Origin of the sequence: Brevundimonas sp. (genome assembly GCF_041648115.1) — a bacterium.
Classification (GTDB): domain Bacteria; phylum Pseudomonadota; class Alphaproteobacteria; order Caulobacterales; family Caulobacteraceae; genus Brevundimonas.
The window spans coordinates 123,926-136,468 of sequence record NZ_JBAZPR010000010.1 but is presented as its reverse complement, the minus strand read 5'-3'; the positions used below and the strand labels follow the sequence as shown (position 1 = coordinate 136,468).

Genomic DNA, 12,543 nt, shown 5'->3' with positions numbered 1-12,543 from the left:
GGATGACGGGGGCGAGGGTAAGCGGGCCTCAGACCTTCGACAGGATCAGCGTGCCGTTCGTTCCGCCGAAGCCGAAGCTGTTGGACATGACGTGGGTCAGTTCGCCTTCGTGGCGCTGACGCAGGATCGGCATGCCCTCGAACGCCGGATCGAGATTTTCGATATGGGCGCTCTCGGCGGCGAAGCCGTTCTGCATCATCAGCAGGCAGTAGATGGCTTCCTGCGCGCCCGCGGCGCCGAGCGAGTGGCCCGTCAGCGACTTGGTCGAGGAGATCATCGGCATCTGGTCACCGAAGACGGCGCGCACGGCCTCCATCTCCTTTGAATCGCCGACCGGGGTCGAGGTGCCGTGCGGGTTGAGGTAATCGATCCGGGGATTGCCGGCCTGTTCCAGCGCGATCTTCATGCAGCGCTGGGCGCCCTCGCCCGACGGGGCGACCATGTCGTGACCGTCGGCGTTGGCGCCGTATCCGGTGACTTCGGCATAGATGGTCGCGCCGCGCGCCTTGGCCCGCTCGTATTCTTCCAGCACCACGATGCCGGCGCCGCCGGCGATGACGAAGCCGTCGCGGGCGACGTCATAGGCGCGCGAGGCGACCGACGGGTTGTCGTTGAAGTCGGACGACATGGCGCCCATGGCGTCGAACATGTTCGACATGGACCAGTCGATGTCCTCGCAGCCGCCGGCGAAGACCACGTCCTGCTTGCCCCACTGGATCTGTTCGACCCCGGCGCCGATGCAGTGGGCCGACGTCGCACAGGCCGAGCTGATCGAATAGTTGATGCCGCGCATCTGGAACCAGGTCGACAGCACCGCCGAGGGGCCGGACGCCATGGCCTTGGGCACCGCGAACGGGCCGATGCGCTTGGGCGAGCCGCGCTCCACCGTCGTGGCGGCGGCCTGCAGGATGACCTGGGTCGAGGGACCGCCTTCGCCGACGATCAGGCCGATGCGGTCGTCCTTGATCTCGTCGGCCGTCATGCCCGACGATTTCAGCGCCTCTTCGAAAGCGATGTGCGCCCAGGCCGTGCCGTTGGCCAGGAAGCGGGCGGCGCGACGGTCCACCAGCTCCTCCCACGGACCGATCTTGGGCGGGGCCCACACCTGGCTGCGGAAGCCGTATTTGGCGTGATCGGGGGCATGGACGACGCCCGAACGGGCTTCGCGCAGGGACTGGGTGACCTCTTCGGCGCCGTGGCCGATGGAGGAGACGATGCCCAGGCCGGTGACGACGACACGACGCATGGTGTTTCCTTCTCGAATGCTTCCTGGTCCGAAGACCGTCCGCCTTGTTCGCGGTTATATAGGGGCTTAAGCGCCCGCCGCCTCATCCTTGGCGCCGAACAGGCCGACCCGCATGTCGTTGCAGGTGTAGATGACCTGGCCGTCGGCCTCCAGCACGCCGTCGGCGATGCCCATGACCAGTTTGCGGTTGATAACGCGCTTCAGGTTGATCTTGTAGACCACCTTCTTGATGTCCGGCGTGACCTGGCCGGTGAACTTGACCTCGCCGACGCCCAGGGCGCGGCCTTTGCCGGGTCCGCCGATCCAGCCCAGGTAGAAGCCGACCAGCTGCCACATGGCGTCCAGGCCCAGGCAACCGGGCATGACGGGGTCGCCGATGAAATGGCACTGGAAGAACCAGAGCTCGGGATTGATGTCGAGTTCCGCCTCGACATAGCCCTTGCCGTGCTCGCCGCCGTCCGCGTTGATCGTCGTGATGCGGTCGAACATCAGCATCGGCGGGGCGGGCAGCTGAGCGTTGCCGGGACCGAACAGTTCGCCGCGGCCCGAGGCCAGCAGGGCCTCATGATCGAAGGACGAAGGATATTGGGACTGGGTCAAGGCGCTTCCGTTTCTTAAGGCGTTGCGCGCGGGTTACACGACCGCGCCGCTTCGCTCAACAGCAGGGCTTCAGTTGCGGCCCGTGCCGGCCGGCCGATTGGCGTTGCACAGCGCCCGTTCCTGGGTTCCGAACACCGCCCGCTGCGCCACCCAGCCTCCCAGTCGCCGCGCCCGGACCTTACACCAACCCTCTTCGCATTCGTCCAGCGACACCAGGGCGCGCGGCAACAGACGCGCCCGCACCGAGGCCGTTTCGGATCGGCCCGACCGGATCGGCACTTCCTGTGCGGTGGTGTTGAAGACATAGCGCCGGCCCGACGACACCGTGCGGTGGATCCAGGCCACGGCGCCGTCGGGATCGCAGATCTTGCGCCATTCGGTCGTCTCGGCGATCACCTGAACCGGCAGGCCGGCGGCGCGATATTCCCACAGGATCGGATAATCCAGCCCCGGCCCCTGACGGGCGCGGACATGCGAGGACTTCAGCGAAATCCAGCGCGGCACCTCAAGCCCCGTGGGCGTGGGCCGCCCGTCAGGCATGGTGGCGCCCGCGCTGGCCATCACGCCCAGGCCCCCAAAAGCCGAAGTGACGGCGAGAACGATGGCGATGCGGCGTCGCAGGCTTTGGAAGATGGCGGCTGCTTTGCTAGACACTGAATGGAACGACCCGTCGCGCGGGCTTTCGATCCGTCTGAATCGCCGCCCGCAAACCAAGGCCCGCAATGTCCGCCCGCAAGCTTAAGGTCGTATTAACCAGACGCCTGCCCGACGCGGTGGAAACGCGGATGCGCGAGCTGTTCGACGCCGAACTGAACCTCAAGGACCAGCCGATGGACCGCGCCGCGCTCCAGGCCGCCGTCCAGCGCGCCGAGGTTCTGGTCCCCACCATCACCGACGTCATCGACGCCGACCTGATCAATGGCGCGGGCGAGCAGTTGAAGATGATCGCCAACTTCGGCGCCGGCGTGGACCATATCGACATCGACGCGGCCGTGGCGCGCGGCATCATCGTCACCAACACCCCCGGCGTCCTGACCGAGGACACCGCCGACCTGGCCATGAGCCTGATCCTGGCCGTCAGCCGCCGCATCGTCGAAGGCGCCCAGGTGGTCGCCGAGGGCCGGTTCGAGGGCTGGACCCCGACCTGGATGTGCGGGCGCAAGCTGTGGGGCAAGCGGCTGGGCATCGTCGGCATGGGCCGGATCGGCCAGGCCCTGGCCCGCCGCGCCAAGGCCTTTGGGCTTCAGGTCCACTACCATAACCGAAAGCCCGTCCCCGCCCTGATCGAGGAAGAGCTGGGCGCAACCTATTGGGACGACCTGGACCAGATGCTGGCGCGGATGGATATCGTCTCGCTAAACTGTCCGGCGACGAAAGACACCCACCATCTGCTGTCGGCCGAGCGTCTGGCCCGGCTTCAACCTCACGCCATCCTGATCAACACCGCGCGAGGCGAACTGATCGACGAGGCGGCCCTGGCCCAGGCCGTCGCCATGCGCGCCCTGTCCGGCGTCGGCCTGGACGTGTTCGAGAACGAGCCGGACATCCACCCCGGCCTGCTGGGCCAGCCGAACGTCGTCCTTCTGCCCCACCTGGGCTCAGCCACCCTGGAAGCGCGCCAGGACATGGGCGACCGCGTCATCGCCAACGTCATGACCTACCAGAACGGCCACCGTCCGCCCGACCGTGTCATCCCTGCGATGCTTTAGGCCGACGCCAACAACCGCTCGGCCGCGTCCGGATATTTCTGTGCCAGCCGCGCCGCCCAATCCGACTTTAGCGGCAACGGCGTGCGAACCTCGCGGATGCGGCGTTCGACCAGGGCCGCCGCCTCGCGGTGGGCGGGCCAGTCCATCAGGAAGCCCAGCGCCGTCTCGAAATCGGCATAGGCTGCGGCGTGCGCCAGGGCGCGGTCCAGCGCCTCCACGTCGTCGAAGTCCGGCAGGCGCGCCAGATAGGCCCTCAGCACCGGCGCCGACAGGTCGCGTTCGAACATGGCCCAGCGCAGCTCCTGCGCCTCGTCCTTTCGGCCCTCGGCCTCCAGCAGGTCGATCCAGGTCGCCTCCCAGGCCGGCGTCAGGACGGGCGGCCCAGCCTGGGGCGACCGGCCGAAGGTCCATCGCCGATTGCCCGCCGAGGGCTTGAGCGCCGCCTCCAGCGCCTGACGCGCCTCGGGGACACGATCCGCGACCAGCAGCCGCTTGGCCATCACCGCCGCGAAGTCCGGCGAGCCCCGCTCCTCCGGCGTCGTCAGCGACAGCCACAGGTCCAGGTCGCTCGCCCGGTCGGCCAGCCGCCGGATGACCGTGCGCATCCCGCGCGCGCTCGACGCCTTGTCCAGATGGTCCAGCAGCCGCCTGGCCAAATCCGCCGTCAGGTCATCGCCGCCCGCCCCGATCCAGCGGGCGTATTCCAGCGGCTGACGCTCCACCGCCTGGGCCAGAGGCGCGATGGCCTTCTCATCTGCCTGAACCGCCACCTCGGCGATGCGCCACAGATTGGGCGCCGCAGTTTCGAACGTTGCCGCCACCTCACCCTTCTGATCCTTGACCCGCGTCGCCAGCCCGCGAAACAGGTCGAACCAGGCGATCAACCGCTCCAGCCCCGCTCCCGGCGCCGCCACGGCCAGATCGTCGATGACGGCTTCGCGCAGAATCTCCAGATCGCGCAGCAGGTCGGGCCGTTTTCGCCACGACACCCGCGCCCGGCTGGCGGCGATTGTCGCCAGACGCTTGTCCAGTTCCAGCGCCAGCAGGTCCGGCCCGGCCTCGGCCGCCAGCACAAGCCTGAGACGGCGCTTCAGGATGGCGTCCGCGTCGGCCGCCTGCATCAGCAGTTCGCCCAGGCGATCCGCCCCCAACCCGCTCAGATTGGCGGCGTTCAGGCGTTTGGGCGAGGCGGGACGTCGGGCCATCGGGCCTCCTTCTTCACAAGTCTGTCGGACCGGACTCACACGGCTGTCGAAAACCACGGGCAGGGGAGGAACCGCCGCGAGCGGGCTTCGTTTCCGGCGGCGTATTCGAGGAAGTGTTGCGTTGGACTCCTACTATTGCATCGTCAACCTGCCCGGCGTTCCGGTGCGGGACATCTGCGTCCTCGACGCGGTTCACGACACGGCGGCCAATCACGCGCTGGAAGGCTTGGCCCGCAACTGGGTCGGGTTCGAGACCCTGTATCTCTATTGCGGCGAGCGGCTGGTGACGGTGCTAAGCAACCCCGCCCTGGGCTTCGCCGCCCCCCTGCCGGGGCTGGATCTGGCCGACGTCCGCTTCGCCACGGCCGCCTGAGGCTCAGCCGCCGCAGGTCGGGCAATGGGGATCCGCCGCGACCCGCACGGTCCTCGCCGTTCCCGCCAGACCGTCATAGAGCAGCAGCCGTCCGGTCAGGACCTCGCCCGCGCCTGTGATCAGCTTGATGACCTCCAGCGCGGCCATCGACCCGATCACACCCGCCAGGGCCCCCACGACGCCGACCCGTGAACAGGTCTCCGCATCCGGCGGAACCTCCGACACCAGGCATTGATAGCAGGGCCGGCCCGCAAACACCCCGACCTGACCGTTCCAGCGTCCCAGCGCCCCCGACACCAACGGCTTGCCCACCGCCACGCAGGCCGCATTGACCCACAGCCGGGTCTGGAAATCGTCTGTCCCGTCCAGGACGATGTCGAAGGCCCCGACCCGCACCTGCGCATTCTCGGCCGTCAGCCGCTCGGCAAAGGTCTCGATGGAGACATGGGGATTCAGCCCCTCCAGCCTCTGCTGCGCCGCCTCGACCTTGGGCCGGCCGACCTCCGCCGTGGAAAAGGCGATCTGACGCTGAAGATTGGACAGGCCGACGACATCGTCGTCGATCAGGCCCAGCGTCCCGACACCCGCCGCAGCCAGATAGAGGGCCGCCGGAGATCCCACGCCGCCCGCGCCGACGATCAGCACCCGCGCGCGTTTCAGCGCCTGCTGCCCCGGCCCGCCCACTTCGGACAGGACGAGGTGGCGCGCATAGCGTTCGACTTCGTCTTCGGAAAAGATCACCGCCCCATCTAGCCATCCAGACGGCCGTGCGCGAGGGGCGCCGCGCTAAACGGCGTCGGCCGTCGTCTGAACCAGCCCCGCCAACAGGCGGTCTACCTCGGCGGGGACGTCCGCCTGCGTCATATCGGTCGCCAGAAAGGCCTCGACCTCAGGTGTCGCTTCCAGCCGCCCCATGGCCCAGGCGGGAAACAGTCGTTCCGAGATCGGTTGGTCCGAAAGAATGCACAGATTGTCGTGGCGGCGGTCTTTGCTCACCCGCGCCATGACGCGGTTCAGATCGGCGCGCGCCCCTTCGAGAATCTGAAGGAATCGCCCGTCGTGGCGCATCAGCACGCCGGTCAGATGGTCGCGGCGATTGTTCTGTTCGGACACGCCGATGATGTCGATCAGGGGCATAAGGCCTGAGCCGACCGACCCGGTCGCCTCGCTGACATAGACAATACGGAACAACGCCATAACCACTCTATACGCAACTCAGGGCCAGGGCCCGACGTGTGACAGCTAGGCGATCGGGGTTAACAGAAGGCGCCGCCCCAGGGGCGGATCAGGGGCGGGTCAGGCGGCCATCTTGACGTGTTCGCACGACAGCAGTTTTTCCAGTCCCGCACAGGACAGATCGCTCAACCGCCGCCCGTACAGGATGTCCCGCGCCTGGATGTCGGTGAGCGCGCAAAGCCGGGCCGCATCCTGCATCCGGCGTTGCATCACCGGTCGGTCTTCGAGGATTCGGATGTTGCGATGACGCGAGTCGTCAGACAGTCGCGCCAGCAGTCGGTCCAGATCTCCGCGCGCGCCTTCCGCGATCTGGGCCGCCTCGCCTTCGTGGAACATCATGGCGCTGCTGATCTCGTCGCGGCGATTGTTGCGCTCGGACACACCCAGGATTTCGGCGACCGACTGAACATCTCTGCCCGTCGCGCCGATCATTTCGCTTACGAAAACGACGCGATAAAGCAAGATAATGCCCTCATTTAGCGTGATAATGGATACGGAGTGTGCGTTCTAGCCATTATTGGGGTCAAAATAAGACATGGCCATCCCAATCCGGCACGGGCTTGATGCACGCCGCCCGGCGCGCCATTTGACGGGGATGACACAGAGCGCTTCGAACTTTCCCGACTGGCACGGCACCACCATCCTGGCGGTGCGCAAGAACGGCCGCACCGTCATCGCCGGCGACGGCCAGGTCTCGATGGGGCCGACCATCGTCAAGGGCGCGGCGCGCAAGGTGCGGGTTCTGGCCGGCGGCAAGGTGCTGGCAGGCTTCGCCGGCGCCACGGCCGACGCCTTCACCCTGATCGAACGGCTTGAGGCCAAGCTGGAGCAATATCCCGACCAGCTGGCCCGCGCCTGCGTGGACCTGGCCAAGGACTGGCGCACCGACCGCTATCTGCGTCGGCTGGAGGCGATGCTGCTGGTGGCGGACAAGTCGTCCATCTTCACCGTGACCGGCGTCGGCGATGTGCTGGAGCCGGAATATGGCGTGGCCGCCGTGGGTTCTGGTGGCAACTACGCCCTGTCGGCCGCCCGCGCCCTGATCGAGGAGACCGAGCTGGACGCCGAACAGGTCGCCCGCAAGGCCATGAAGATCGCCGCAGAGATCTGCGTCTACACCAACGGCAATCTGACGGTGGAAACGCTTCAGGCCTGACCCGGCCGCCGGGTCAGATCACGTCGGCGATGAGGCCCAGCGCCTTGGCTTCCTGTGCCTCGATATACCAATTGGCGGGGGCGCGTTGCAGCACTTCCTCCATCGTCACCGACGACCCACGCACCAGATTCTCGAACCCTTCGTTCTGGATGGCGATTGAGTGTTCCAACTCGTTCAACATCGCCCGGACCGAGGCGATGCAGGTGGTCAGCGGGCCGGTGATGTGCAGCGCCTTATCCATCTTGCGCTCATGGATCATGACCCGCGCGCCGCGCGTCAGATAACGGTTGGGCGTGGCGAAAAAGCTCATGAACGTCGCGCCGGCGGAGTAGATCGCCGCCTTGCCCAGGAAGACCAGTCGTCGCGATGGGTTGATGTCGCTCTGAAACCGGACATCCTCGCCCATCATCCGCGCCACTTCGGGATCGCCGCCCAGCGTAGACAGCTCGATGACCGTCAGTCCGCTCTTAGGTGCAGCAGCCAACTGCTCTCGGAACCGATCGTACATTTCATAGTCGACGGCGCCGGCCAGCAGAATACGCGGCGTGTCGAACGCTTCGGCAGTCAATATGCCACTCGGCGGGTTGTCGGACATCACGCCTCCGAGGACGACGCGGCGTCGTCGCTGACCGGATAGCCCTGCGCCGAGGCCCAGGATTTCGCCTCGCCGATGGAGAAGAAGGCCTGATCGCGGATGCGTCGAGACCCGTCGGTATCGACCAGTTCGCACTCCCACCAGCGGATGGTGCGCCGGTCCGACGTGTTGCAGGTGCGGGATACGAGAAGGGCGTGTGGCGTCATGGCGCTCAACAACGGAAAGCCTGTGCCCAGGTTCCGCCCCAATGCGATTTCTCGTCGTGTAAACAAGCGCCTGTGTCCGGCAACCGACATTCGACGGTCTGGAAGTCACCGGCCGTCGCCTCATGGAATTTGCGGTGATCCGCCCCTTGGCTTAAGCGCGCGCCATGAGCATCGCCGACAAAACCTCGTCATCCTCGGGCGAGACCCGAGGACCTCTCGCCCGCAATCCGCGCGGTTTCGCCGACAAGCGCGGCCGCGACCTGACCGCAGAGCGGCGCATCGTCGCCCGCGTGTCCGAAGTCTATGAGCGCTGGGGCTTCGAGCCGCTAGAGACACCGGCCTTCGAATATGCCGACGCTCTGGGCAAGTTTCTGCCCGACGCCGACCGTCCCAACGAAGGCGTCTTCGCGCTTCAGGACGACGCCGGGTCGGATGAGCCGGGCGAGTGGATGGCCCTCCGCTACGATCACACTGCGCCGCTGGCCCGGTTCGCGGCCCAGACGTGGGAGACCCTGCCCAAGCCCTTCCGGCGCTATGCCTATGGTCCGGTCTGGCGCAATGAGAAGCCCGGCCCCGGCCGATTCCGGGAGTTCTGGCAGTGCGACGCCGACACGGTCGGCTCCGACCGACCCGAGGCCGACGCCGAGATCATCGCCATGGCCTGCGAAGGCCTGGCCAGCGCGGGTCTGGATGCCGGCCAAGCCCAGATCCGCGTCTCGAACCGCAAGCTGTTCGACGGCCTGTTCGACGCCGGTGGCGTGACCGAGGCCGGTCAGCGCCTGACGGCCCTGCGCGCCATCGACAAGTTCGACCGCCTGGGCTGGGAAGGCGTCGTCCAGTTGCTGGGCGAAGGCCGACTGGACGAGTCCGGCGACTATACCAAGGGTGCAAGCCTGCCGACCAAGGTCACGGCCGCCATCGAGGGCTTCCTGGACTCGGCCAACACCCCCGGCCTGACGCGGGCGCAGACCCTGGACGCCGTCGCGCGTTCCGGCGACCTGGGCGCAGCGGGCGAGGCGGCGCTGAACGAACTGGCCGCCATCGACCGGGCGCTGGCCGCCATGTCGGTCGGCCAGGAGGCCGTCAAGTTCGACCCCACCATCGTGCGCGGTCTGGAATACTACACCGGCGCCGTGTTCGAGGCTGAACTGCTGCTGGACACCGTCGACGACAAGGGGCGCCCGGTCCGCTTCGGCTCCATCGGCGGCGGCGGCCGCTATGACGACCTGGTCGCCCGCTTCACCGGCCAGAGCACGCCGGCCACCGGCTTCTCCTTCGGGGTCTCGCGCCTGGCCTCGGCTCTGCGCGCGGCGGGACGGGGCGCCGAGGACGCCGTGCGCGGCCCGGTCGTGGTCATCGTCTTCTCCGAGGACGACATGGCCCATTATCTGACCGCCGTAGCCGAACTGCGCGCCGCGGGGGTCTCCGCCGAGCTCTATCTGGGTCGCGCGGGCATGAAGGCCCAGATGAAATACGCCGACCGGCGCGGCGCCCCCGCCGTCGTCATCCTGGGCGGGGACGAGATCGCCGCCGGCGAGGTCACCATCAAGGATCTGGACGCCGGCCGCGCCGCCGCCGCCGCCATCACCGACAACGACGCCTGGAAGGCCGAACGTCCTGGCCAGATGAAGATCCCCCGCGAAGGCCTGGTCGCCGCCATCAAATCCATTATCGAATAAGCTTCGATAATAAGAGGCCTCATAGATGAGTTATCAGCGATAAGTCGAAGAAAGTTCGACTCGGGCGAAACCCGTCGTTGACGCGGACGGGGCCGATGCGTCAAATGAACTCACTCAAGGGCAAGCGTTGCTCAAGCGCGCAGCACTTGAAGGCGTTTCGGGGAGGAAACGTCCGCTCTGCAAAGAGCGCGAAAGCCCGCTGCGATGTATCCCCCGCAGCGGGCTTTTTCGCGCCTTGAGCCCGGCGCAACCTCTGAAAAACCTCGACTAATTGTCGATGCGATGTCGAGGTTTCGACAGGCGATTGTCGATATGAAAAAGGCCGGGACAAACCCCGGCCTTTCCATTCTCGAACAAGCGTCGCCTTACCAGAGGCGAACGCGTTCCTCAGGCGTCAGATAGTATTTCGTGCCCGGCTGGACGTCGAAGGCGTCGTACCAGGCGTCCACGTTGCGCAGCGGGCCGATGACCCGGAACTGGGCGGCCGAGTGCGGGTCGGTGGCGACCTGCTGCTTCAGGGCTTCGTCGCGATACTTCGACTGCCAGACCTGGGCCCAGCCGTAGAAGAAGCGCTGGTCACCGGTCGCCCCATCCAGAACCGGCGCTGGCTGGCCGTTCAGAGACAGATGATAGGCCTCCAGCCCCACCGCCACGCCCGAGGCGTCGCCGATGTTCTCGCCCATCGTCAGGCCGGGGTTGATGTGATAGCCGGCGATCGGCTCATAGGTCGCATATTGCGCGCCCAGACGCGCGGTCAGGGCCTCGAAGTTGGCCTTGTCCTCGGGCGTCCACCAGTTGCGCAGCACGCCGTCGCCATCGGACTTGGAGCCCTGGTCGTCGAAGCCGTGGCCGATCTCGTGGCCGATTACACCGCCGATGCCGCCGTAGTTGACCGCCGCATCGCCGTTCGGATCGAAGAAGGGCGGCTGCAGGATCGCCGCCGGGAAGACGATCTCGTTGTTGGCCGAGTTGTAATAGGCATTCACCGTCTGCGGGGTCATGCCCCACTCCGACTTGTCGACCGGCGCGTTCAGACGGGCCAGGTCGTAGTTCCACTCGAACAGCCCCTTGCGCTCGGCGTTGCCGACTAGGTCGTTCGCGCGGATGTCCAGGCCGGAGTAGTCGCGCCATTTCTCGGGATAGCCGATCTTGACCGTGAACTTGCGCAGCTTCTCCTGCGCCGCCGCCTTGGTCTCGGTCCCCATCCAGGTCAGGTTCTCGATCCGGTGCGACAGAGCCGTGCGCAGATTAGCGACCAGCTCTTCCATCTTGGCCTTGGATTCAGCCGGGAAATACTGGGCGACGTAGAGCCGGCCCGTAGCCTCGCCCAGCGAGCCTTCGGCGAAGGAGATGGCGCGCTTTTCGCGAGTGCGCTGCTCGGGCTGGCCCGACAGGTCGCGCGAGCGGAACTCCCACTGGGCGTCCGAGAAACGCTTGGACATCATGGGCGCCATGTCGTCGGCGGTGTGGAAGGCTTCCCACGCTTGCAGCAGTTCGACCGGCGTCTCGGCGTAGATGGCCGCGATCTTGGGCATGGCCGTGTCCTGACGCACGATCACGCGCGGTACGCCACCCAGTTCGGCGGCGTCGTAATAGGCCTGCCAGGCGAAGCCGGGCGCATCCTCGGCCAGCTTGGCGATGGTGAACTCGTTGTAGGTCTTGTCGCGGTTGCGGTTCTCGGCCGGCGACCAGTGGGCCTCGGCGATCTTGCCTTCCAGGGCCACGATCTGGGCGGCGGTCTCGGTCGGGTTGGCCCAGCCGATCATGCCTAGCATGCGCGCGACATAGGCCTCGTACAGGACCTTCTTGTCGGCGAAACGGGCGTCCAGATAGTAGTCGCGGTTCGGCAGGCCGATGCCCGACTGGCCCGTCGAGACGACGTAGCGGGTCGGTTGTTTGGAATCGATGGTGATGCCGGTGCCGAAGAAGGACGAGCCGAAGCGGCCGACCGTCTGGCCCATATAGACGGCCATCTTGTCATGGGTGTCGGCGGCGCGGATCGCGGTCAGATAGGGTTGCAGCGGCTGGGCGTCCAGTTGCTCGATGCGCGCTTCGTCGATGTAGGAGCGATAGGCGTCGGCGACCTTGGCCTCATCCGACCCGGGCGCCAGGTCGGTGCGGTTGGCCAGGCCCAACACCAGTTCCTTCATGCGGTTGTCCGACAGTTCACGCAGCAGGGCGAACGAGCCGTAGCTGGTGCGGTCCGACGGGATGACCAGTTTTTCCAGCGCCTTGCCGTTGGCGTACTGGAAGAAGTCGTCGCCCGGCTTCACCGCCGTGTCGCGGCCGGCCATGTCGAAGCCCCAGGTGCCGTAGCGAGGCGCCTCGGTGCCTTGCCAGCCTGCCGCCGTCTCTTCGCCCGAGAACAGCGAAACGATCGAGCAGGTCTCGTCGATGCAGGCGTGGTCGTGGCCGACGTCCTGCGCCAGGACGGCGCTGGCGGGCAGAAGAAGGGCGCCGACAGCAGCCCCGATAAGCAGTCTTTTCATCACGGATTCCTGGATGCCGCCCCTGAAACGGGCAGGTCGGGGCGGACCC

General features: G+C 66.8%; 14 protein-coding genes. 4 read left to right on the top strand and 10 right to left on the bottom strand.

The features are described 5' to 3' along the window. Positions 1-28: 28 nt before the first annotated feature. The 3 genes from fabB to WC597_RS10875 form a co-directional block, all read right to left on the bottom strand. Positions 29-1,246, bottom strand: a complete 1,218-nt coding sequence (gene fabB, locus WC597_RS10885) for a beta-ketoacyl-ACP synthase I (protein WP_372693328.1) — start codon at positions 1,244-1,246, stop codon at positions 29-31. A gap of 66 nt (positions 1,247-1,312) precedes the next feature. Continuing rightward, entirely contained in the window at positions 1,313-1,846 is a 534-nt protein-coding gene (gene fabA / locus WC597_RS10880) for a 3-hydroxyacyl-[acyl-carrier-protein] dehydratase FabA (RefSeq protein WP_372693327.1), read from the bottom strand. A 69-nt stretch (positions 1,847-1,915) separates the two neighbouring features. Next, on the bottom strand, positions 1,916-2,500 hold the full coding sequence (locus tag WC597_RS10875) for an SH3 domain-containing protein (protein ID WP_372693326.1): 585 nt from the start codon (positions 2,498-2,500) through the stop codon (positions 1,916-1,918). A 68-nt stretch (positions 2,501-2,568) separates the two neighbouring features. Here WC597_RS10875 and WC597_RS10870 point away from each other — a divergent pair, with 68 nt between their 5' ends. Continuing rightward, positions 2,569-3,555 carry a 2-hydroxyacid dehydrogenase gene (locus WC597_RS10870; RefSeq protein WP_372693325.1) on the top strand — a complete coding sequence of 329 codons (987 nt, stop codon included), beginning with the start codon at positions 2,569-2,571 and terminating at the stop codon, positions 3,553-3,555. Here WC597_RS10870 and WC597_RS10865 read toward each other — a convergent pair. Continuing rightward, positions 3,552-4,760 (bottom strand): DUF6880 family protein, encoded by a 1,209-nt coding sequence (locus tag WC597_RS10865; protein ID WP_372693324.1) that lies wholly within the window; start codon positions 4,758-4,760, stop codon positions 3,552-3,554. The two genes, WC597_RS10870 and WC597_RS10865, sit on opposite strands and share 4 nt — an antisense overlap. A 121-nt stretch (positions 4,761-4,881) precedes the next feature. Here WC597_RS10865 and WC597_RS10860 point away from each other — a divergent pair, with 121 nt between their 5' ends. Next, positions 4,882-5,133 carry a hypothetical protein gene (locus WC597_RS10860; RefSeq protein ID WP_372693323.1) on the top strand — a complete coding sequence of 84 codons (252 nt, stop codon included), beginning with the start codon at positions 4,882-4,884 and terminating at the stop codon, positions 5,131-5,133. 3 nt (positions 5,134-5,136) lie between these two features. Here WC597_RS10860 and WC597_RS10855 read toward each other — a convergent pair whose 3' ends face one another. The 3 genes from WC597_RS10855 to WC597_RS10845 all read right to left on the bottom strand — a co-directional run bounded on the left by WC597_RS10855 (position 5,137) and on the right by WC597_RS10845 (position 6,831). Continuing rightward, entirely contained in the window at positions 5,137-5,874 is a 738-nt protein-coding gene (locus WC597_RS10855; RefSeq protein ID WP_372693322.1) for a ThiF family adenylyltransferase, read from the bottom strand. 45 nt (positions 5,875-5,919) lie between these two features. Continuing rightward, positions 5,920-6,330: a BLUF domain-containing protein gene (locus WC597_RS10850; RefSeq protein ID WP_159848450.1), complete on the bottom strand. Its 411-nt coding sequence runs from the start codon at positions 6,328-6,330 to the stop codon at positions 5,920-5,922. Positions 6,331-6,429: 99 nt separating this feature from the next. Beyond that, entirely contained in the window at positions 6,430-6,831 is a 402-nt protein-coding gene (locus tag WC597_RS10845) for a BLUF domain-containing protein (protein ID WP_372693321.1), read from the bottom strand. A 133-nt stretch (positions 6,832-6,964) separates the two neighbouring features. On the opposite strand from WC597_RS10845, the gene hslV reads away from it, so the two are divergent. Next, on the top strand, positions 6,965-7,525 hold the full coding sequence (gene hslV / locus WC597_RS10840) for an ATP-dependent protease subunit HslV (protein ID WP_135193991.1): 561 nt from the start codon (positions 6,965-6,967) through the stop codon (positions 7,523-7,525). A gap of 13 nt (positions 7,526-7,538) precedes the next feature. On the opposite strand, the gene WC597_RS10835 is transcribed toward hslV, so the two are convergent. Together WC597_RS10835 and WC597_RS10830 are read right to left on the bottom strand one after the other, a co-directional pair. Next, positions 7,539-8,120 carry a ClpP family protease gene (locus tag WC597_RS10835; protein ID WP_372693320.1) on the bottom strand — a complete coding sequence of 194 codons (582 nt, stop codon included), beginning with the start codon at positions 8,118-8,120 and terminating at the stop codon, positions 7,539-7,541. Further along, positions 8,120-8,326: a hypothetical protein gene (locus WC597_RS10830; protein WP_372693319.1), complete on the bottom strand. Its 207-nt coding sequence runs from the start codon at positions 8,324-8,326 to the stop codon at positions 8,120-8,122. The genes WC597_RS10835 and WC597_RS10830 overlap by 1 nt, the downstream gene beginning before the upstream one ends. A 164-nt stretch (positions 8,327-8,490) precedes the next feature. Here WC597_RS10830 and hisS point away from each other — a divergent pair, with 164 nt between their 5' ends. After that, positions 8,491-10,005 (top strand): histidine--tRNA ligase, encoded by a 1,515-nt coding sequence (hisS, locus tag WC597_RS10825; protein ID WP_372693318.1) that lies wholly within the window; start codon positions 8,491-8,493, stop codon positions 10,003-10,005. A 365-nt stretch (positions 10,006-10,370) separates the two neighbouring features. On the opposite strand, the gene WC597_RS10820 is transcribed toward hisS, so the two are convergent. Then, positions 10,371-12,494 (bottom strand): M13 family metallopeptidase, encoded by a 2,124-nt coding sequence (locus tag WC597_RS10820; RefSeq protein ID WP_372693317.1) that lies wholly within the window; start codon positions 12,492-12,494, stop codon positions 10,371-10,373. Positions 12,495-12,543 lie beyond the last annotated feature (49 nt).

Coding starts and splice junctions, on each gene's coding strand:
- fabB (WP_372693328.1), bottom strand. CDS start 1,246: ATGCGTCGTGTCGTCGTCACCGGCCTGGGCATCGTCTCCTCCATCGGC.
- WC597_RS10870 (WP_372693325.1), top strand. CDS start 2,569: ATGTCCGCCCGCAAGCTTAAGGTCGTATTAACCAGACGCCTGCCCGAC.
- WC597_RS10865 (WP_372693324.1), bottom strand. CDS start 4,760: ATGGCCCGACGTCCCGCCTCGCCCAAACGCCTGAACGCCGCCAATCTG.
- WC597_RS10850 (WP_159848450.1), bottom strand. CDS start 6,330: ATGGCGTTGTTCCGTATTGTCTATGTCAGCGAGGCGACCGGGTCGGTC.
- hslV (WP_135193991.1), top strand. CDS start 6,965: ATGACACAGAGCGCTTCGAACTTTCCCGACTGGCACGGCACCACCATC.
- WC597_RS10835 (WP_372693320.1), bottom strand. CDS start 8,120: ATGTCCGACAACCCGCCGAGTGGCATATTGACTGCCGAAGCGTTCGAC.
- WC597_RS10830 (WP_372693319.1), bottom strand. CDS start 8,326: ATGACGCCACACGCCCTTCTCGTATCCCGCACCTGCAACACGTCGGAC.
- hisS (WP_372693318.1), top strand. CDS start 8,491: ATGAGCATCGCCGACAAAACCTCGTCATCCTCGGGCGAGACCCGAGGA.
- WC597_RS10820 (WP_372693317.1), bottom strand. CDS start 12,494: ATGAAAAGACTGCTTATCGGGGCTGCTGTCGGCGCCCTTCTTCTGCCC.